This is a genomic window from Shimazuella sp. NTD247, from assembly GCF_059510415.1.
Genome location: NZ_JCAJZU010000007.1, coordinates 128,447 through 149,245 on the forward strand (window position 1 = coordinate 128,447; position 20,799 = coordinate 149,245).

At 39.5% G+C, this 20,799-nt stretch carries 19 protein-coding genes; 15 read left to right on the forward strand and 4 right to left on the reverse strand.

Annotated features, from left to right (window positions below):
• The first annotated feature begins 212 nt into the window (after window positions 1-212).
• The 3 genes from AC5WOC_RS17130 to AC5WOC_RS17140 are packed head-to-tail and all read left to right on the forward strand — an operon-like array spanning window position 213 to window position 5,470.
• Entirely contained in the window at window positions 213-2,540 is a 2,328-nt protein-coding gene (locus AC5WOC_RS17130; protein WP_496056637.1) for a 3-hydroxyacyl-CoA dehydrogenase/enoyl-CoA hydratase family protein, read from the forward strand.
• 12 nt (window positions 2,541-2,552) lie between these two features.
• A complete protein-coding gene (locus AC5WOC_RS17135) occupies window positions 2,553-3,737 on the forward strand; it encodes an acetyl-CoA C-acyltransferase (protein WP_496056638.1) in 1,185 nt (394 codons plus the stop codon).
• An 11-nt stretch (window positions 3,738-3,748) separates the two neighbouring features.
• Entirely contained in the window at window positions 3,749-5,470 is a 1,722-nt protein-coding gene (locus AC5WOC_RS17140; RefSeq protein ID WP_496056639.1) for an acyl-CoA dehydrogenase FadE, read from the forward strand.
• Between the two features lie 35 nt (window positions 5,471-5,505).
• On the opposite strand, the gene AC5WOC_RS17145 is transcribed toward AC5WOC_RS17140, so the two are convergent.
• Window positions 5,506-6,636, reverse strand: coding sequence for an SMP-30/gluconolactonase/LRE family protein (locus AC5WOC_RS17145; protein WP_496056640.1), 1,131 nt, complete (start codon window positions 6,634-6,636; stop codon window positions 5,506-5,508).
• Window positions 6,637-7,113: 477 nt separating this feature from the next.
• Here AC5WOC_RS17145 and AC5WOC_RS17150 point away from each other — a divergent pair, with 477 nt between their 5' ends.
• The gene (locus AC5WOC_RS17150) at window positions 7,114-7,401 is read left to right on the forward strand and encodes a hypothetical protein (RefSeq protein WP_496056641.1); all 288 of its coding nucleotides are present in this window, start codon (window positions 7,114-7,116) and stop codon (window positions 7,399-7,401) included.
• 100 nt (window positions 7,402-7,501) lie between these two features.
• Window positions 7,502-8,515 (forward strand): P1 family peptidase, encoded by a 1,014-nt coding sequence (locus AC5WOC_RS17155; protein WP_496056642.1) that lies wholly within the window; start codon window positions 7,502-7,504, stop codon window positions 8,513-8,515.
• Window positions 8,516-8,958: 443 nt separating this feature from the next.
• Here AC5WOC_RS17155 and AC5WOC_RS17160 read toward each other — a convergent pair whose 3' ends face one another.
• Window positions 8,959-10,299 (reverse strand): helix-turn-helix domain-containing protein, encoded by a 1,341-nt coding sequence (locus AC5WOC_RS17160; RefSeq protein WP_496056643.1) that lies wholly within the window; start codon window positions 10,297-10,299, stop codon window positions 8,959-8,961.
• 174 nt (window positions 10,300-10,473) lie between these two features.
• Here AC5WOC_RS17160 and AC5WOC_RS17165 point away from each other — a divergent pair, with 174 nt between their 5' ends.
• The 9 genes from AC5WOC_RS17165 to AC5WOC_RS17205 all read left to right on the forward strand — a co-directional run bounded on the left by AC5WOC_RS17165 (window position 10,474) and on the right by AC5WOC_RS17205 (window position 17,587).
• A complete protein-coding gene (locus AC5WOC_RS17165) occupies window positions 10,474-10,773 on the forward strand; it encodes a hypothetical protein (protein WP_496056644.1) in 300 nt (99 codons plus the stop codon).
• 64 nt (window positions 10,774-10,837) lie between these two features.
• Window positions 10,838-11,389: a hypothetical protein gene (locus tag AC5WOC_RS17170; RefSeq protein ID WP_496056645.1), complete on the forward strand. Its 552-nt coding sequence runs from the start codon at window positions 10,838-10,840 to the stop codon at window positions 11,387-11,389.
• A 396-nt stretch (window positions 11,390-11,785) separates the two neighbouring features.
• Entirely contained in the window at window positions 11,786-13,084 is a 1,299-nt protein-coding gene (locus tag AC5WOC_RS17175) for a phytoene desaturase family protein (protein ID WP_496056646.1), read from the forward strand.
• 30 nt (window positions 13,085-13,114) lie between these two features.
• Window positions 13,115-13,999 carry an RNA polymerase sigma-70 factor gene (locus tag AC5WOC_RS17180; protein ID WP_496056647.1) on the forward strand — a complete coding sequence of 295 codons (885 nt, stop codon included), beginning with the start codon at window positions 13,115-13,117 and terminating at the stop codon, window positions 13,997-13,999.
• 355 nt (window positions 14,000-14,354) lie between these two features.
• Window positions 14,355-14,480 carry a hypothetical protein gene (locus AC5WOC_RS17185; RefSeq protein ID WP_496056648.1) on the forward strand — a complete coding sequence of 42 codons (126 nt, stop codon included), beginning with the start codon at window positions 14,355-14,357 and terminating at the stop codon, window positions 14,478-14,480.
• Window positions 14,449-14,796, forward strand: coding sequence for a hypothetical protein (locus tag AC5WOC_RS17190; protein WP_496056649.1), 348 nt, complete (start codon window positions 14,449-14,451; stop codon window positions 14,794-14,796). The genes AC5WOC_RS17185 and AC5WOC_RS17190 overlap by 32 nt, the downstream gene beginning before the upstream one ends.
• A gap of 82 nt (window positions 14,797-14,878) precedes the next feature.
• Complete coding sequence (locus tag AC5WOC_RS17195; protein ID WP_496056650.1) at window positions 14,879-15,505, forward strand: FMN-dependent NADH-azoreductase; 627 nt, start codon at window positions 14,879-14,881, stop codon at window positions 15,503-15,505.
• A gap of 206 nt (window positions 15,506-15,711) precedes the next feature.
• A complete protein-coding gene (locus AC5WOC_RS17200) occupies window positions 15,712-16,647 on the forward strand; it encodes a tyrosine-type recombinase/integrase (RefSeq protein WP_496056651.1) in 936 nt (311 codons plus the stop codon).
• Between the two features lie 70 nt (window positions 16,648-16,717).
• Entirely contained in the window at window positions 16,718-17,587 is an 870-nt protein-coding gene (locus AC5WOC_RS17205; protein ID WP_496056784.1) for a YitT family protein, read from the forward strand.
• A gap of 152 nt (window positions 17,588-17,739) precedes the next feature.
• Here the strand turns inward: AC5WOC_RS17205 and AC5WOC_RS17210 are convergent, their stop codons facing one another.
• Window positions 17,740-17,952, reverse strand: a complete 213-nt coding sequence (locus tag AC5WOC_RS17210) for a hypothetical protein (RefSeq protein ID WP_496056652.1) — start codon at window positions 17,950-17,952, stop codon at window positions 17,740-17,742.
• Window positions 17,953-18,129: 177 nt separating this feature from the next.
• Between AC5WOC_RS17210 and AC5WOC_RS17215 the strand changes: the two genes are divergently transcribed.
• Window positions 18,130-19,137, forward strand: a complete 1,008-nt coding sequence (locus tag AC5WOC_RS17215; protein ID WP_496056653.1) for an asparaginase — start codon at window positions 18,130-18,132, stop codon at window positions 19,135-19,137.
• 57 nt (window positions 19,138-19,194) lie between these two features.
• Here the strand turns inward: AC5WOC_RS17215 and AC5WOC_RS17220 are convergent, their stop codons facing one another.
• On the reverse strand, window positions 19,195-20,790 hold the full coding sequence (locus AC5WOC_RS17220; RefSeq protein ID WP_496056654.1) for an FAD-dependent monooxygenase: 1,596 nt from the start codon (window positions 20,788-20,790) through the stop codon (window positions 19,195-19,197).
• Between the last annotated feature and the right edge of the window lie 9 nt (window positions 20,791-20,799).

Consider the following 20,799-nt stretch of genomic DNA (forward strand, 5'->3'; position numbering starts at 1 on the left):
CATGTGTACAATATTGAATAAGAATAGGAAAAACGATTTGGAGGTGAGTGTGTGAAGCCTCCATTAAAGATTAACATTCAATAGCCGAATGTTAATAGATAACATTTAAAAAAATATTGACTATTTGCAAATGTAAAGAAATAATAAAGTGATGTAGCTATTTTTTCCTATGCCGACAAGTTCATTTCGGATAAACGGAAGGAGCTATGAAAATGCTAGAGATCAAGCAAGTCGCAGTACTTGGTGCAGGTGTGATGGGTCGTGCAATTGCTGCTCATTTTGCAAATGCAGGTTTTGTCACATATTTGCTCGATCGAGTGCCACCAAACGAGGCAAATCGAAATATTTTGGCAGAAAATGCCAAGGAATTACTTCTTCGAGACAAGCCGCTTCCCCTTTTTTCTTCTTCTTTAGCTTCGTCTATTCGCACCGGAAATTTTGAAGATGATTTTCACAGACTTACAGAAGTAGATTGGATTATTGAAGCAGTAGTTGAGGACGAATTGATTAAAACACAGCTCTTAGCAGAAGTTGAGAAAGTTTGGAATGGAGATTCTATTATAAGTTCAAATACTTCTGGTATATCCGTCCATAAAATCATATACGATCGGACTGTTTCTTTTCAACAACATTTTCTCGGAACTCACTTTTTTAATCCACCCCGATATATGAAATTACTTGAGTTAATTCCAACCAAGCATACTCTCCCTGAAATCACTGCAGAAGTACAGCAATTTGCAGAAGAAAGACTAGGAAAAGGTGTTGTCATTGGACGTGATACACCCAATTTTATTGCAAATCGAATTGGAACTTATGGTATACAGGTTATTTTTCAAGCAATGGAAAAATGGCCATTGTCAGTTGAAACAATTGATGAATTGACTGGACCATTATTAGGAAGACCAAAAAGTGCCACGTTTCGCACCCTTGATCTAGTAGGTTTAGATACGTACAGACATGTAGTGAAAAATGTCAGTGAGCATTCCCAGGATGAAGAAGAAATCAAATATTTTCACACACCAGATGTTATTCAAAGACTAATTGCTGAAGGTTCATTGGGAGAAAAAACGAAAAAGGGTTTTTATCGCAAAAATAAGAACGTTATCCAATCACTCGATCTGCAGACATGGGAGTATAAAGATAAACAAAAATCCTCTTTTCCTCAATTGGTCCAAATAAAAAGGGAGAAAAATCTAACCAAGCGTCTGCACGCCTTATTTGATTTGGATCATGATATAGGAAGATTTCTATGGTTCATTACCAAGAAAACATTATTGTACAGTGCTTCTCATGCTTTTAAAATTGCTCATAATATTGTCGATATCGATCAAGCGATGAAATGGGGTTTTAACTGGGAAGTTGGTCCGTTTGAGTTATGGGATCAATTGGGGTTAACAAAAACCGTTTCGCGCATGAAAAAAGAAGGAGAGATCATCCCAGATTGGATTGAACACCATTTGGCAGCAGGTCATACATCTTTTTACCAAGGAAACGAAGTTCTGTCGTTTCATGGAGATTTTCAGCCTCTTCACACACATCCAAAAATCGTAGCCCTTCATCTAGGGTCTAATGGAAAAATTCATGGCAATCAAGGAGCTAGCCTCGTTGATATCGGGGATGAGGTCGCTTGTTTCTTATTTCATTCTCCAAAACAGGCAATCGGCAATGATGCTTTAGAGATGCTTGATTATGCGGTTTCAAAAGTTGCAAAAGATTACAGAGGACTGGTCATCACTGGATTGGGGACTAACTTTTCCGTTGGAGCCAATCTTATGATGATGCTAATGCTCCTTGAAGAAGAAGATTATGATGCAATTGATTTAATGATTCAGCGTTTTCAAACGACGCTTGGATCATTGCGTTCCTGCCCTCGCCCAGTTGCTGCTGCTCCATTTGGTCTAACGTTAGGCGGCGGAGTGGAAATGTGTTTACCTGCTGATCATATCCAGGCTTCTGCAGAAACATATATGGGATTGGTAGAGGTTGGTGTGGGGCTCATTCCAGCTGGCGGCGGCTGCAAGGAAATTTTACTTCGTATTCATGAGCAAACAAATGGAGCGAGCGCAAGGGTTATTGAGCCTTTTGTTCATCATGCTTTTCAAATAATCGGTCAAGCAAAAGTTTCGACAAGTGGGTTGGATGCAAAAAATTATTCGTATTTGCGTCAACAAGATAAAATTACGATGAATCGGGATTTTCTTCTGCATGATGCCAAGCAAGCTGTTTTATCGATGGATCAAAACAATTACCAAACTCCAAAATCTGAGAAGATTTCTGTTTTAGGCAGTAATGGGGCGAATACGATGAAATTAGGTGCTTATCAACTATATCAATCTGGGTATATTTCCGAACACGATTATAAAATTGCTTCTAAGCTTGCATATGTATTAGCAGGCGGGGAGGTTCCAGAAGATACAAAAGTGACTCCGAGTTATTTGCTTGATTTAGAGCGAGAAGCGTTTTTAAGCCTTATTGGTGAACCAAAAACACAAGCTCGTATGGCGCATATGTTACGTACTGGAAAACCGCTTCGCAATTGAGGAGGGAGTTGCATGCGTGAGGCAGTGATTGTAGCAGCAAAACGTTCTGCGGTAGCAAAAGCAAAGAAAGGAGCCCTGCGACATACCCGTCCGGATGATTTTGGGGCGGCTGTATTAGAGGGCCTGCTGAAAGCTTATCCGCAGATTGATCCAAAAGAGATTGATGATCTTATTATTGGTTGTGCATTTCCAGAAGGCGAACAAGGAATGAACTTTGCCAGAACGATCAGTTTACGTGCCGGTTTGCCTGTAGAAATTCCTGCGATGACGATAAATCGATATTGTTCATCTGGGTTACAGTCAATCGCTTTGGCAGCAGAACGAATCATGTGTGGTTCTGCAGATCTTATCATTGCTGGCGGAGTGGAGAGTATGAGTATGGTGCCTATGGGCGGATCACGTCCTTCTCCTAATCCATACTTGATGAATCATTATCCAAAATCGTATTTAGCAATGGGTCATACAGCAGAAGAAGTAGCAAAACGGTATAAAATTTCACGAGAAATGCAAGATCAATTCGCTGTTCAAAGTCATCAAAAGGCAGCGAAAGCGTTGGAACTGCAAAAGTTTAAAGATGAAATTGTCCCATTGGAAGTAACAGAATGGATAGAAACAGAATCGGAGACAGAAAAACCACAGCCCAGCAGAAGAGTATTTGACGTGGATGAAGGCGTTAGATCTGATACATCTTTGGAAGTACTTGCAAAATTACGTCCAGCCTTTCTCAAAAATGGAACAGTGACTGCTGGTAATGCTTCGCAAACAAGTGACGGAGCAGCTGCAGTAATCGTGATGAGCCGTCAGAAAGCAGAACAATTGGGTTTGAAACCGCTTGCTATATATCGCGGTTTTACCGTTGCTGGCGTAGAACCAGAGGTTATGGGCATTGGTCCACTTCGTGCGATTCCAAAACTTCTAAAGCAGACCAATGTGACTTTAGATCAAGTGGATCGGATCGAGTTAAATGAGGCTTTTGCCTCTCAGTCCGTAGCAATCATTCGCGAATTGGAGTTAGATGAATCCAGAGTAAACGTGAATGGTGGAGCAATCGCGCTGGGTCATCCGCTGGGCTGCACAGGAACAAAATTGACGGTCTCCATTCTACACGAATGTATTCGTGAAAACAAAAAATATGGGCTAGTTACCATGTGTATTGGCGGAGGAATGGGTGCTGCTGGATTATTTGAACGTGTATAGGGGGGAGAAGGATGGTAAAAGGAGGCTCTTTTCTCATTACCGAGACGTCAGCCGATGAAGTTTTTACACCTGAAGATTTGACGGAAGAGCAACATATGGTGGCAAAAATGACGGAAGAGTTTGTCAAAGAACAGGTATGGCCTGTACTCCCCGAAATTGAAGCACACCAATTTTCCCATACGATACGGCTATTAAAAGAAGCGGGGGAACTAGGTCTGCTCGGTGCAGATGTTCCAGAAGCATACGATGGATTGGGATTAGACAAAGTAAGTTCCACCTTAATTACAGAAAAGATGGCTCTGGCTCGATCTTTTGCTCTATCACACGGGGCGCATGTTGGTATAGGTACATTGCCGATTGTCTTTTTTGGGACACCAGCACAAAAGCAAATGTATTTGCCAGATTTAGCGAGTGGAAAAAAATTGGCCGCTTATGCCTTAACAGAACCGAGTTCGGGGTCTGATGCACTTGGAGCAAAGACGACAGCAGTTTTAAATAAGGCGGGAACCCACTACATCTTAAATGGTGAAAAACAGTGGATAACGAACTCTGCTTTTGCTGATCTTTTTATTGTTTATGCAAAAGTGGATGGAGATAAATTTACAGCATTTATTGTTGAACGGGATTTTTCGGGTGTATCCACAGGGGCAGAAGAAAAGAAAATGGGTATCAAAGGTTCGTCCACTCGAACACTTATTTTGCAAGATGCGGAAGTACCGATCGAAAATGTATTAGGAGAAATCGGAAAAGGACATCGGATCGCATTTAATATATTGAACTTAGGACGTTTTAAACTGGCCGCTGGTACCCTGGGTTCAGCCAAGCGCGTTATTGAAATAGCTAAGCAGTATGCCTCTGACCGCAAACAATTTGGCGTGCCGATTGCTAGTTTTGCCCTTATTCGTGAGAAGTTAGCAAATATGCTGATTCAAACGTATGCTTTGGAAAGTATGGTTTACCGGATCGCAGGTTTGTTTGAACAAGGTTTATCGTCGATTGAGCAATCGGATGGAGCAGAAGTGGCGAAGTCCATACATGAATGGGCAATTGAATGTTCCTTAGCTAAAGTATTTGGCTCGGAGACATTGGATGAAGTTGTCGATGAAGGCGTGCAAATTCATGGTGGATATGGATTTATGCAAGAATATGAAATTGAAAACATGTATCGCGACTCTCGTATCAATCGCATCTTTGAGGGTACAAATGAGATCAATCGTTTGCTTATTCTAGGGACGTTGTTAAAGAAAGCATTATCTGGACAATTGCCTTTGATGGCTGCTGTCAGCGATCTGCATAAAGAAATTATGAATTATGTTCCGAGCCTAGAACAAGAAAACACAAGACTTGCTGTGATTGAAAAGATCGTTCACAACAGCAAAAAGATCTTTTTGCTCACTGCGGGGACGGCAGTGGATAAATACAGAGACAAAATTGATAAGGAACAAGAAATTTTACGTGATTTAGCAGATATCGTCACACTTATCTTTGCCTTGGAAAGTGCGTTTTTGCGCACCAAAAAAACACCAGATGAAAACAGGGAAGAGCTCACACTAGCATTTGCATTTTATACGAAAGATAGGATCGAATATGCAGCCAAACATGCACTTGCAGCAATCTTTTCCGGTGATGAACTCACCACACATCTATCCATATTACGCAGATACAGCCGGGTGAAGCCAATTAATGAAGTAGGACTCAAACGGAGTATTGCCAAGCGGTTATTAGAAGACTAAAGCAAAGGACAGAAGTAATCTTCTGTCCTTTGCTTTTAGTTTTTGATAAATGGCAAGAATAGAGGTTTCCCGTTTTCATGTACATCTACTTTAAATACGACATGTTTATTGGGATCTCCAGCGAAGAAATCTTGATTGGTGATTAATACATTTGTCCCTAAAAATGCCACATTAGCTGGGAGTGAATAGGGAACTTCTTGTTGTTGGTTTTCTTCTTCTGTAGCTGGTGTACGAGTTATTTCTTTACCATCTGGAGACAGTACCAACAGACGACCTGGCAGTGCTAAGGCAACATATAGTTTTCCGGAGTCGCCTATAGCGAAACCATCTGGGCCTTCTCCATCAGATTTGGCTTCCCATAGTAAGGATTTTTGTCCTGGGTTTCCATTTTTGTCAATAGGGAGCTTGTAAATACGCCCTCTGCCATTGAATATTTGTGTGGGGTCTGTTACTTTGTACAACGATACAGCCAAAATAAGCGTTTTTCCATTGTCAGCAAAGCGAATGCCGTTTGCTCCAAAGACAGAATCTAGGTCGGGATCAGTATACCAAACCTTTGCTTCACCGCCGCCATTAGGTATTTTCCAGATCAAAGATTGTTGGATATCAGTAGCATAAAGGGTACCATCAGGTGCAAATACCAAATCATCTACATATGCAGCACGATCTTCGGATTCTGCCGAGCAATCACCAGCGGCACCCCCTGCAGAACATGGTTTGACTTCATGGAAGGTAGCATAGGTTGACTGCTCTCCAGTCTTTGGGTTTAGTTTAATCACTCGTGCAGGATGGCGATCCAAAATGTAAAGATTTCCACTTTTATCTAAAGCCATGCCTAGTATGCCTTGTCCATTTGGATTTTGACCTTGAATGACATAATCACGTTTGAGATTCCCTTTTTTATCATAAGCAAATACATGAGAAGGGGTATCGGCAGGATCTGAAGCTTTTTGATGTGTTCCTACATAGATTGTATCATCAGTAGACACAGTGATGCCCTCTGGAAAACCAGGGGAAGGCACTTTGGCAAAGACTTCTGTTTTTAGGGAGAGTGCAGCTTCCGCTGGTGCTCCAACAGAAGTCAACAAGAGGACAGCAGTAGCAACAGCAGTGAAACCTTTTGTGAATACAGAAAGATACTTTTTGCGGGTCGTTCTAAGTTTCATCTGTACCATCCTTACTAAGTATTTTGTGAATTGGGCATAATTGCCATTGAGTGAATAAACAGCACACTGTAAATGTTAGGAAAATTGATTGCGTTCTTTCTATTTACTGTACTATCTCCTCACTATTTTTCAGAAAGTCATTCCACCTTCCTGACTACGTTCCTCCTTCTTTTAGAGATTGCTTCTATTATAATAAATATTAAAAGAAAATCGATAGATATATATTTATATAAATAAAAAATTAATAGATTGTGTTTTCTTCTTATAATATGGCTAGTTCTAGAAAAGGAAAGACAAATGATCATAAAATTTAATATTTTTATGTCATTTTCTATTGGATTATTCAAATGATTTTCTTTTAAATAAGTAGTTTTTGTTCTTTTTGATAAGTTTGAATTGGGCTTACTATAATGATAGGATAATTTTGCAGAAAAAAGAGAATTAGTGATCTTTAGGAGATGAAATGGGGAGTTTCTTTTGGAGAAAAAATTCCCGAATGTTACCATTAATGGTCTTCCGGATTCATATGAACGAAAGATGGATGAAGAGTCTGGATGTATGTTCCTTTTTTGGGGTGAGAGAATAGCAGATAAAGACCAGTATGAACATACTCTCCAATTGATGAAGGAAAAGGTGGTCTATCGGAATAGGAATCTGATTACTGGACGAATTGACTCTGAAGAAACATTTACACCACAACCAAAATCGGATCCATCTCCGCAGAGACGAATTAAAAATACTACTGTTACTGTAAAAGAACAGTAACAAAGCGAACCTGAATATACTAAGTATATTCAGGTTCATACGTTGAGGAAGTTATTCTTTGATAATATTATGGTCCGAATCTTAAAAAGGAGCAAAAAATATGCAAAACAATACACTCACAGCATTAGCAGGAGTAAAAGTAGGGCATGCGACACATTTGGATAAACTGACTGGCTGTACCGTCGTCGCATTTGATCGAGCATATCCGGTTGCATATACTGCTTATGGAGGTGCATCAAGTACCTTTAACACGGATACGCTGCATCAAGGAAAATCGTACTATCATCGACATGGATTATTTGTAGCAGGAGGATGTCTGCCCGGTTTGATGAGTGCTGCTGCGATCATGGAACGAATGATCGCCAAAGGAATTGGAGATCGCTGTGCAAATATTATTAATCCAAGCATCAGTGGAGCGATTGTGTATGATTTAGGGACGAGAATCGCCCAATTTGATGCTAATTTTGGAGGCGAAGCTTATGATGCGATAAGCGATGCGCCAGTAGAAAATGGCAATGTTGGTGCAGGGACCGGAACGACAGCTGGCAAATTTTATTATTTGCAAAATGGGACGAAATTCCCTGCGATGAAAGCAGGTGTCGGTTCTGCCAAGGTTGATTTGGCTGATGGTGCAATGGTTTGTGCGCTCACAGTTGCCAATCCGGTAGGAAATGTTGTGCTGCCAGCTGGTAAAGTATTAGCAGGCAATCGCGGAGAGAAGGAACCGATTCTTTCTTTTGAAGAGGTAAACGAGCTGCAAACCATAGACTCGATGAATACAACGATCTCCATCGTAGGGACAAATGTCGATTTGCAATCAAAAGAAAACTACGAACGTGTCGCCCATCTCGCCTCACATGGACATGTTCGTGCAATTTATCCGATACATACACAGATCGATGGCGATGTTATCTTTGTATTTTCCAATGAAGAAATGAAAGTCGGGCAAATGAGCGGGGCTACTTGGCCGAATATCGTCGTCGATCAGATTGGCAATGCTGCAGCAAAAGCAGTACAGGAGAGTATATATAATGCTTGTTTGGAAGCGGAAACGATCGCATTTGAAGAAGGGTATGAGGGGATTATCCCAAGTTGTAGCGATTATTCGTGGTAATGGCAAAATTAAATCTGATATACATTTTTGGTTGGATGAAAGAAAACCATCATCCAACCACATTCTTAGGTAACACACCTATTAACGCCGCTTAACAGCCTTCTTGAGCAGTTCGCCCCACTCGCTTTTTGTCTTTCATGAGGTTCCGAATTTTGAAGAAGTCAATCGGATTTCATACGCATATTACCTCTAAGAATATGTTTGACCAGAGTATTTATCTGTACTATATCTTGGTATATAAACTCGTACAAACTAAGTCTATTAAAAAGAAGAAAACTGGTTAATCACAAAAGAATCAAAGCAATGAGTTTGATGGTGAAGGCTTTGATCACAACTTCTCAAATAGAAAGGTAATAAAAAAAGCCAAAACAGTTCTATTGGCTTTTTTAGTGTTTTCTTATTTTTAATCACCAGATGGTCTACTCCCATAACAGACCATATTTTTAATCCCCCCATCTGATTTTATAATTTATTTGGAGTGCTTGTTTCTGAAATTTTTCTAAATTAATAATGTCACCGATTTTAGAATAACAATAGCCTAAATTAGTAATGAGCTCTCTTTCTTTTTTTAGATTTTTACTTGTTTTTATATATAGTTCAGCTTTCTGATAATGTTGTATTTCTTCTTTATATAACTGCCGTTCTACATAACAATCACCCAATAACATAGAGCATTCCATTACATGGATAAAAGCATTATTTTGTAAACTAATATAACTAGCCTTTTTTAGCGTTTTTTCTGCTTTTACCCAATTTGTTTGTTTTAAATATAATTTTGCAAGTTCTATATAAGCGAAAACAAAGTTATATTCATCTTTGACGTTTTTCTCTAGTTCTAAAATTGAGAGAAAACAATTCTCTGCCTCTTGGTTTTTACCAAGATTACATAGAATAATACCAAGTGTTGTACGCAACATCAACAGACTATCGAAATATTTGTTCTTTTGTGCAATTATTGCCCCTTTACTGGCATAGTCTAGTGCCTTTTTATGCATTTGTAGATCATTATAAATTAATCCATACATGTTATACATATTGATGATAATATCTACGTGCACGTTGCACAGTACATCACCGATACTTGATATTTGGTTTACTTCATGATCTAAGTCCATAACAGCCTCTAAAGCTCTCTCTGTTGCATGTATCTGTAATAAATAAATTCCTTTGTTTAATAACAAATGAAATAGGTAATGGCTTCGAGCGCCCTCTCTATTTAAATAGGTCAAACCATGGATGGTATATTGAATAGCATCCTCTAACTTATCTTCATAGTAAGCGATACGTCCAAGCTCATTCATAGATGCACTAAGTAGATTAGAATTTTCTAAATCGCTTCTTTTTGCAATCTCCACTACTTCCCAAAACAAAGTCTTTGCTTGCTTCCATTTCTTCTGCTCAAAAGCACATCTGCCTGTTAAAAAGGTGTACAAAGCAGATAGATGGCTTTGTTTTGGAAGGCTATATGCTTTTTTTATCTTCGTTAGTTTTTTCGATGAATCAAATGGATCAGTAGAGATCATGCTTTCTAAAGCCAACAATTGCTCCATTACGGCTTCTTCTTGTTTTTCGCTCTGATCGATTAAGGGTTGCAGGGTGTGCTGCAGCTCTAGTTTTTTTGCTAAATATTGATACATCGCCTCTGTAACATTGGGTAAGCCTCGTTCGGCATTGCTGATAGTAGATTTGGAGATTTGTTCGTCTGCCAAATCCATAATTGTTAATCCGAGTTCCATTCGCTTTTTTCGTAAGATCGGCCCGATTTTTTCCATTGGTAACTGCAAGATTATCACATCCTAGAATATTTCCTGTATATTCCAAGATTTCGATGGAATAGGGGCTAAATCCTTTTTGAAAACAACGTTTTCCATGGAAATGATAGAAAAATATAATTATTGAAAATATTTAGTATTCCTTTTATCATTTTAGCTAGATTCGAAGAGGAAAGGAAGATCCAGATGCTGCGTATGAGTATAGAAGGAGAGAAGGAACAGGTGGATGAGTTATGGGGGAAGATACACAAAAATTTAGACTTACATATTTGGGATAAAACCGAAATGATTAACCCGAACTCTCATGAGAAAAATATTGTCTGTTATGTGCAAATGAAAGCAGAGCAAGCAAATATTTTTCGGATTGGACTGACAACCAAAACAGGCGAAGTTATTTCCTTTGATTTGTCCAACTGCCATCATCTTGAGTTGGAAGAAGGGAAACAAATGGTGATCGGTTATCATTATGATATTTTTAGCGGCTAGGTTTCAAAACAGTATATTTTTTTTGCTATAATGACGAAAAGAAACCTTATCAAGAGGAGAAAAAGTGGTATCCATTTCGGAAGCAAAACCGCCTTCCCTCGTCGCTGGTGAGATGATGGAATGTTCACTGGAATGGTGCGGGATCAGTCCAAAAGCGTTCGCCAAAGAAATGCGTTCCATTCTTGGTGCTCAGATTCGTCAAAAGAAGCTGGATGTCATCGAGCGCGGTGAATCCGAAACCGGAATGAGCGTGGACTTCTTCGTAGCACTTCATCGAATTACTGAAATGTCGATTGAGATGCTGCTAACCGGCAAATGTGGGGAGCAGGAGACTTATTTGTGGCATGCTGTGAGCTTTCCAATCTCCACGAATTTTGTTTCTTGGCTTGTCATTCAGCGCATGATTCAGCGGATGGATGAGCTGGAATGGGAAATGGAGATACTCTCTGAGAAGCTGTCGGAGAGGGGATTGAACTGGGGTGTCAGGCACATTGCTTTCTTGGCAAAACACATGAGCAAGCCAGACCGGATCAGCAAGCTGCTGCGCATTTCCGTCGATGAACTCGTCATTTTGGCAGAGGTTTTGGAAAAGCCTTTTGCTTGGTTTTTGAAGTAGGAGATCAATATAGTGCAATTTCTTCTCTGGATAAAAAAGGACCACTGGAAAAAGCGATGCTTCTTCTAGTGGTCTGTCCCATTTTAAAAATGCATTTTGTAAATCGAAGATACAAGAGATGATTTTCTCTCGTTTTCATACATAACCGCCAATGAGATTAATCTTATTGGCGGTTTAAATATTGTTCAAATAAGTTCATCTCTTTTTCTTGTGGGGGTACTCAGATGAAGTCAAATAAAGGGACGGAATATTGTATAAACACCATCCTTTCAGAAAAGTATCGTTTTTCCTTAAGTGAACAGATATTAGAAAAAAGTTATTAAATAATGTCACAAATCCACACCTTTCTTCGTCTTAGTTTATGACAGGACTGAACAAGGAAGGGGAGTAAGGATAATGAAACGATTTGAAGTGGCAGTCATTGGTGGCGGTTTTGCAGGTTTGGTGGCAGCAATTGATTTGGCCCAAGCAGGTAAATCAGTTGTCCTGCTGGAGAAGGCAAACCAATTTGGAGGCCGGGCAATATCTGTCAAGAAAAACGGAGCTATATTCGATCTTGGATCCCACGCAATAATCAAAGGTGGGGCAGTAGATGAAATCTTTCAAGACTTAGGTATAAGAGTAGAAGGGGGATCTCCCACGACAAATGTATCGTTTCTTTGGAACAATAAGGTAACACATATGTATAAATTTTTAATCTCTCGAAACCTAAGTTGGTCAGGTAAGATGGACTTTTTTAAGTTTTATAAAAAGTTGACAACAATCGATGCGGATGCCCTGCCGGCTATCAATCTGCGAACCTGGATGGAACAAGAACTTCGTGATCCGATGGCTCGTCATATCGCTTACGCAATGTTAAGAACAAACTCATACTCACAAGCTCCGGATCATCAATTGGCTGGCCCAGCATTACGATCGGTAGCGCGCACAACAAGAAAGAATAGTATTATCTACGTGCAGGATGGCTGGCAGACCTTAGTTGATCAGCTTTACGAGAAAGCAGTTCGGTCAGGAGTTTCCATGATGACGGGGAAAAACGTAACAGAAATCGAGCATGATGGGGCTGTTCGGAAATTGAAATTTGCCGACGGGCAGGAGATGAATATCACACATGTGATTTCTGCTGCTCCACCCGCAGTGACCGCCCGGCTTTTGGGTGGTAAGGAAAGCAAGTCGGTTTTACGCTGGAAAGAGCAGGCTCGTGTCATTAAGGCGGCAAGCCTGACTCTTAGTTTGAAGCGGCTTTCCGCACCCAGTCATTTTGCGGTTTTGGGCATTGATCAACCTGTTTACTTTATCAATCAATCGAAATTTACTCGATTAAGCGAAGATGGCAATTCCGTCATGAACATTACAAAATGCAATGGCACTGGCGGAACGGATCCAAAAGCTGATGAACAATTCCTTGAGCAGACATTGGATTTGATTCAACCGGGCTGGGAAAAAGAAGTGGTTGCCAGGCAGTATCTTCCCAATATTGTCGTAGCCTACGACTTTATGCATTTAGCCAGAGAAGATCGATTTCCCGGTCCAGCTGTACCCGAAATTGCAGGGCTGTATGTGGCGGGAGAGTGGGCCACTCATGGAGAAAATTTGGCAGATGCTGCAGTGGCAAGTGGAAGACGTGCGTCGCGATGTGTGTTAAAGGATATGGAGACAGGCAGTAAGGATGATCGGAAAACCATTGTAGTGTGAGTAACATGTAGAAAGCAGGTGGCTAATATCTTGGAAAACATAAAAACAGAACAATTTTATATTTCATACAAACCACTAGTGTTCTCCCTTGCTTACCGTATGTTGGGCAGTGTCGTAGATGCAGAAGATATTGTTCAGGAAGCCTTTTTAACTTTATATAAATCAGATTCCAGCCACATTCAAAATATGAAAGCATATCTATGCAAAATTGTAACGAACCGCTGTCTTGATCTGCTTCGTTCTACAAGCAAACAGCGGGAGGAATATATTGGGACATGGCTGCCTGAACCGCTCCTGACAACAGCAACTGAGGAAACAGATCCAATGCAATCTTATTTACAGAAGGAATCAATATCAACCGCGTACTTGCTGTTGTTGCAACAATTATCCCATGTGGAGCGAGCGGTTTTCTTGCTGCGTGAGGTGATGCAGTATGACTATGAAGAAATTGCTGATGTCGTTGGCAAGAGCAGTACGAACTGTCGGCAAATATTTCATCGTGCAAAACGCAGTCTTAGTGTGAACGATGATACCAATCATTTGCTTCATTTAGACCAAGAACAAACCACTAATTTGGTGGAACAATTTCTGAAAGCTCTTACTTCTGGTGACGCGGTTCAAATCATGAAATTCCTATCGGATGACGCGATACTCATCACAGACGGAGGTGGCAGAGTAAAGGCACAGACGCAACCTCTTCATGGACATATACAAATTGCCTATTTGACGGCGAATTTTTTGAAAAGATTGGCTGGGAATTTAACTTATCGTCTCACGATGGTCAATGGCCTGCCTGGAATCGTCGTGTATATGGATGGAAAAACGTTGACCGTTCTTTCATTTAATATTTTAGGTAGCCACATTGATCATTTGTATTTCGTTATAAATCCAGATAAATTGACCCATGTGTTTTAAATGAATGAACTTATTCATTCATAAGTTGTTTACACCTATTTATATCAGTTGTTTCCGAGCTATATAGATTTTTGTAAATAGTGTCACAAAACTACACCATCCCCCGTCTTAGTTTATGAAAGACAAAACAGACGTGAAATATGGATTGAGGAGGATCCGATATATTCGATCGCCTATAACGCTTTTGAAAAAAATGTCATTATTCATTTTTAGGAGAAACTATCATGCCCAATCGAGGTGATTATCAATCATAATTTTCACGCGAAATGTTATATACGATATAATTTGAGACTTTGAAATTTGACAGTGTTATTAGAAAGAGCATTTATTTTGTGCCCCAATTGGAGGACATATCATGAAAAGCATTGTTATTGTTGGCAGTGGATTTGCTGGTACTTGGAGCGCATTGAGTGCTGCTAGACAATTGAACCGTCTATATATAAGTTCAGATGAGAGTTTTTGCTGCTGGAGATGCAGTTAAAGCTAAAACGGATGATCATCATTTTTCACTCATGTCTTGTCAGCATGCCATTCCTCAAGGCAAATTTGCCGGTCATAATGCGGTTTGTAATGTATTGGGAATAGACGAAAAAATCCCATATAGACAGGAAGCATATAATACGGAATTAGATTTAGGTTCGTGGGGGGGGGCATTGATAACTCGAGGATGGGACAGAGTACCGGTTATTCAAAAGAAAGAAGAAGCGAAACGGGTAAAAAGTGGAGTTAATCAAGCAATATATCCGCCTGGTTCTGAAAATCGAGATGAGATTTTTGCAGCAGCAAAACTAGCATAAGGAAAAATCGGATCAAAAAGAAAACGAAATTAGAAAGATAAATAAGTAGCCTTGTTTTTATCATGAATAGGAGTGGAAGCAGATGTCTAATGTACTGTTCATAAAAGTAAATGATCGCCCTGCGGAACAAGCAGTAAGTGTCCAAATGTACACAGCATTTTTAGAGGCATATCAGGAAGCAAATCCCAAAGATACGCTGATAGAGATTGATTTGTTTAAAGAAAATATCCCTTATTATGGAAATGATGCTATAACGGGTCTGCATAAAGCCTCCCAACAAGTACCATTAACAGAAGCAGAAGAGCAAATCGTGAAGATTATTAATAAATATATGGATCAGTTTCTAGCCGCGGATAAAATCGTCATCGCATTTCCTACATGGAATCTTACTGTACCTGCTCCGTTAATGACGTATATTTCTTATCTTGCTCAATCTGGAAAAACGTTTAAGTTCACAGCAGAAGGCCCTGTTGGGCTAGTTACCAACAAAAAGATTATGCTGCTTAACGCCCGCGGAGGTAATTATTCTCTAGAATCCACAAAATTGATGGAGTTTGCTGTCAAACCAACAAAGTCAGTTTTCGCCGGATTAATGGGAGCATCGGTAGAAGAAGTGGTAATTGAGGGTCATAACCAAGAGCCGGATCGCGCTTTAGAAATTATTCAATCAGGGTTAGAGAAAGCGAAGAAGACAGCAGCTAGTTTCTAAGGTATCTTTTAAAATTTGCTGGGACAATCCTTTTTAAAGAGATAAAAAATATTATTTATATAAAAACGCAACGGAAATATCTTTTCCTTGCGTTTTTATGTTATAATAATGTCAAAGAAGCAGATAAAAATGCATCATATAAATATTTATGGAAATAAAATCATCCTTCAAAGAATGCAACGGAAATAATTGAGGAGGATTGTATCATGCAAGCAGTACCTTTAGGACTTTGTTTGCGCTTATTGGAGGAATATGAGCAATATTTGCTTCAATCGAACAAAAGCGAGCAAACAGTTGATGCTTATCGAAGAATTTTACGGCAGTTTATGGAATGGATGCAGGAAAATCCAGATAACGGTCAACTCTCTCGCCAGACGGTAGAATCTTTTCTTTTTGTTTTAAATAAAAAAGCGTATAGCAGCGCTCATCAAAATAAAGTGCGGGCCGCAATTAACAGTTTTGCCAAATGGCTGATCGATGAGAAGCAGGTATTGATGAGCAATCCTGTTCAGGACACACATGTCCCTCCCCAAATTCCACTTATCCCTCGCGAGTTAACCAATGAACAACGTTCCGTATTACAAAATTTGGTAGACAGACAGACCAGCTTAAGAGGAAAAGCAATTTTTGCCCTTGGGTATTGGGCGGGATGCCGAGTTTGTGAGGTATCTTCGCTCTTGGTAGAGGATTGCCATCTCAATCCAAAGGCAGGTTGGATTGCAATCGGTCATCGTGATGGGAAGAAACGGGAGATTGATCTGCTCAATCATGTACGAAAACCTTTGTTTCTTTATTTAAACAGCGAGGAACGACAGAAAAAAGAAAGTTCTTATGTGTTTCTCTCGCAAAAATCAGAACACCTGACGGAAAATGGGATTCATCGATGGTTTGCTAGTTTGAAAAAGAAAGCCACAAAAGAAGAATGGGAAAGCATTCATGACATTACTTTTCATGAGTTGCGTCAAGACTTTGCTTATCGAGCCAAGAAGGCAGGTTGGAGTTTGGAGGAAATTACGCACTACTTGGGATACAGTTCCAAACAAGGACCACCTGTCTTAGAAATCATTCGCTCTACTCACACAAGTAGAGAACAAATGAAAGAAAGGCTGAAACAATTAAATAGATGTGATTTCACGATTTAAAAGTAGAAAATTATACTCCAGAGACAAAAAAAAGGAGGGCATACAAATGGGAGAAGCAGTTGTATCCAACATGGAGAAGGTAAATCATAAAAAGCTGACGTTAACGGGTTTATTGAAGAGAGGAACGCTGATTTTTATTGGTGCATTGCTCGTTGCGATTGGTCTGGAAATATTTTTAGTACCAAATCAAGTTATCGATGGCGGGATTGTAGGTATCTCGATTATGTTGTCACACCTTACTGGTTGGAGTTTGGGTATCTTTTTGTTTTTACTAAACTTACCGTTCTTTTTCTTAGGTTATAAGCAAATCGGGAAGACCTTTGCAATCTCTACATTGTTTGGTGTCATTGTTATGTCGATTGGGACAGCATGGTTACATCCAGTTCCTCCGCTGACCCAAGATCCATTGCTTGCAGCGGTATTTGGCGGGATTATTTTGGGAGTTGGTGTTGGGCTGGTGATTCGATATGGAGGATCATTGGATGGTACAGAAATTCTCGCTATTATGTTTAACAAAAAAATCCCTTTTTCTGTAGGGCAGACAGTAATGTTTTTTAACCTATTTATTCTCGGCAGTGCAGGTTTTGTATTTGGCTGGGATCGGGCGATGTATTCATTGATTGCATACTTTATCGCTTTTAAAATGATTGATATTACAATGGAAGGATTTGAAGAAACAAAATCGGTCTGGATCATTAGTGATAAAGCAGAAGAATTGGGACAGACCATCCTTGACCGTTTGGGACGCGGCGTGACATATTTAAACGGAGAAGGTGCTTATACAGGTGAAGGGAAGAAAGTCATCTTCTGTGTGGTTACACGTTTAGAGGAAGCTAAAATGAAAGCAATTGTGGAGGATATCGATCCTGCTGCATTTTTAGCGATTGGCAACATCCATGAAGTGCGCGGGGAAAGCTTTAAGAAACGTGATATTCACTAGTTTTTACCATTTGTAAAAACGTGTTATCAAAACTATATTAGTTGTTATATGCGTCCAGTGTAGATTCATTCTGGACGCTTGTTATTTATCCAGTTTATTTTGTGCGGTTTGAAAGTAATGTTTGTGGGAATATAATCAAATTATCTATTTTTTCATTTTAGAGCTGCTGCATCTTCTAAGTGAATTACCATTTTCCTTATTTGAGTAAACAAGGAAGATCTGAATTCGTATTCAAAAATCCATGTGCTCCCAGCATCGAAACCATTTTCAAAAGTAGAACCATTACTTAAAATTTTATTGTTGTAGAAGTCCTCATATACAAATTCAATCGGTGCTTTTACCGTATTTTTTGTACTAAATTGCATTGAATTCCTCCTATATTTAAGGAAAATATAATATATTTATATATATTTTAAAAAGTTATTTGGATAAGGGCAACTAAGTGTCAAAAGTATCAGATTGAGATGAAAGATTGCAAAACATCGTATATCTATCCTACAAAAAGAAAAACTATCATTTGCAGAAAGATAAGGAGATGCACCATGGAGAAAAAGTTATTATTACTCGCAACAGGTGGGACAATCGCTTCTGTTAAGGGAGATAAAGGTTTAACCCCAGGAATGACACCAGATGATTTACTTCAATTTGTTGATAAAGTACCTCCTTTGTATCATCTCGACAGTAAAGTTTTGATGAATATCGATAGTACCAATATGCAGCCAGAATCTTGGGTGACAATTGCTGAGGCGATTCGAGATCATTATGCATCTTACGATGGATTTGTTATCACACATGGAACAGATACAATGGGATATACAGCTTCCGCTCTGTCATATATGTTACAGGGAGGAAATAAACCGATTGTGATCACTGGTTCACAAGTCCCGATGAGCTTTGAACGAACAGATGCAAAAAGAAACTTGCAAGATGCGATTAGATTTGCCTGTGAAAATATCAGCGGGGTCTATGTTGTCTTTGACGGCAAAGTAATTCAAGGGACAAGGGCAGTAAAGGTGAAAACGAAGAGTTACGATGCTTTTGAAAGTATCAATCATCCGTATATTGGATATGTAGAGGGAAAAGAAGTGATTTATCCGTTTGGAACGCCACAGCACAACAATCAGTTGCTTGTTTGTGATACATCTTTATGTACAGATGTCATTGTCGTAAAGCTATATCCCGGAATCAAACCAGAGTTATTTGATTATATAAAAGAGCAGTATCGGGGAGTAATCGTCGAAAGTTTTGGCAGTGGCGGGATTCCCATCATTGGACGGAATTTGCTTCCGAAAATTGAAGAATTGATCAATCGCGGCATTGCTGTGGTGATCACTACCCAATGTCTAGAAGAGGGGGAAGACCTTCATTTGTATGAAGTAGGGCGGAAGATAGTTGAGAAAAATATTATCCATACTCGTAATATGAACACAGAAGCGATCGTAGCGAAATTGATGTGGACTTTGGGGAGATACACAAAAGCAGAAGATGTGAAAACAAAAATGGAAACGCCAATTGCCTTTGACCGTGGGTCAGAGTCTGCAATCGAATAATTGAAGAGTACATATAGAAATGACTTGAGACGAGAAATCCCAAGTCATTTTATATTTTTATTTTTGCAGTAATTGTTTCATCACATACAAAAGTTTTTCCGTCGGTTTTTCTTCTTTTTCCGAGCACCAAGCAATAAACCCATCAGGACGAACAAGAACTGCTCCTTCTTCAGGTAAATGATAAACTTGGCGCCAATTGTTTTGTGTTTGCACCTCTCCGGCATCCCCAATGGTAACAAGGTGTATAGAAAGATGCAATGTTTTAGAAACCTGCTGAACTGCTTCTGCCCAGTTATGATTATGTTCATCACATAACAATACAAATTCTTTATTAAAAAGATCAATGGTGCTTACTTTTTTTCCATCTTTTTCGAACCAAAGGTGGGGGGCGCGTGTTCCGGGTAAACCGTTAAGTTTTTCTACATAAGGAAGCTGATTTGGCTCTGTTTTTTCATTAAAAACAGCAGGCGAATCATACCGATATTGGAAAATTACCTTATTTTTATCAACAGGTTCTTGGCTCTTTGTTTTACCTACCATGTTTAATTGACCTGTATCAGCGATTAAACCGGCTTGTTCAGTAGTAAACTGGGCAACACGTTTGCGTTCTGTTTCGTAAGTAGCAAGCAGATCCAACCCGGCCTTTTTTTTCAATACTGCTGCTAATTTCCAAGCTAAATTATGTCCGTCTTGAATGCCGGAATTTCCACCGAATCCCCCTGTGGGAGGCATCAAATGTGCTGCATCTCCGACTAAAAAAATTCGGTTCACTTGGAATCGATCAGCTACTTTTACAGCAGCTTCCCAAGGTAAAACACTTATGATCTCGATTTCTAAGTTAGGTATACCAATCGCGGTACGAATGAGTTTCTCACAAACTTCATTTGGGAAATCAAGCAGACTTTCTCCATTATTAGGATTGAAATTTACATGAAAGGTCCATAAGTCATCATTATTGATCGATACCAGAGTTCCCGCAGCATCCGGGTGATGGATATTGCAGATGGAAAACTCACGTCCTGACACCCACTTTTTTAAATCTGCGCGAAAATACATGTTCATGTTATATGCTAATGTTCCACGGCCACTCATTTGAATATCCAATGCATCACGAATTCGGCTGTTAGCACCATCCGCCGCTATCATATATTCTGTATTAACCGTTTCCTGCTCTCCTGTCTCCCGATTTTTAATGATCGCAGTTACTCCTTTCTCATCTTGGGTAAAAGAACATAATTCAGTATGAAAGCGAACTTCACCATTTTGAGTTCTCCGAATGGCTTTTAATAAAATCGGCTCCATATGATCTTGTGTAATGAATTGTCCCAAAGAAGGACTAAATTGATCAGCATAGGCTTGCTGTTTTTTTGTTAGATCATTTATTTGCGAAAAGTCAGCTTCTATTAAGGTATGGCCTTGGATTAGATTTCCTTTGCTTTTGTTTAAGGAAGATCCGACTGTTCGTATTTCATCTTCTAAATGAAAAGGCCGAAAAAGCTCCATTGTTCGAGAATTAATTCCTCGTGCTTTTGGATGAATAGAAGTTCCAGGATGACGCTCAATTAATAAATAAGGTACTTGATGATGATCAAGAAAGAGAGCTGTTGCCAATCCGACTAGTCCTCCGCCAACAATAAAAACAGGTACTTGCATGTTATTTCC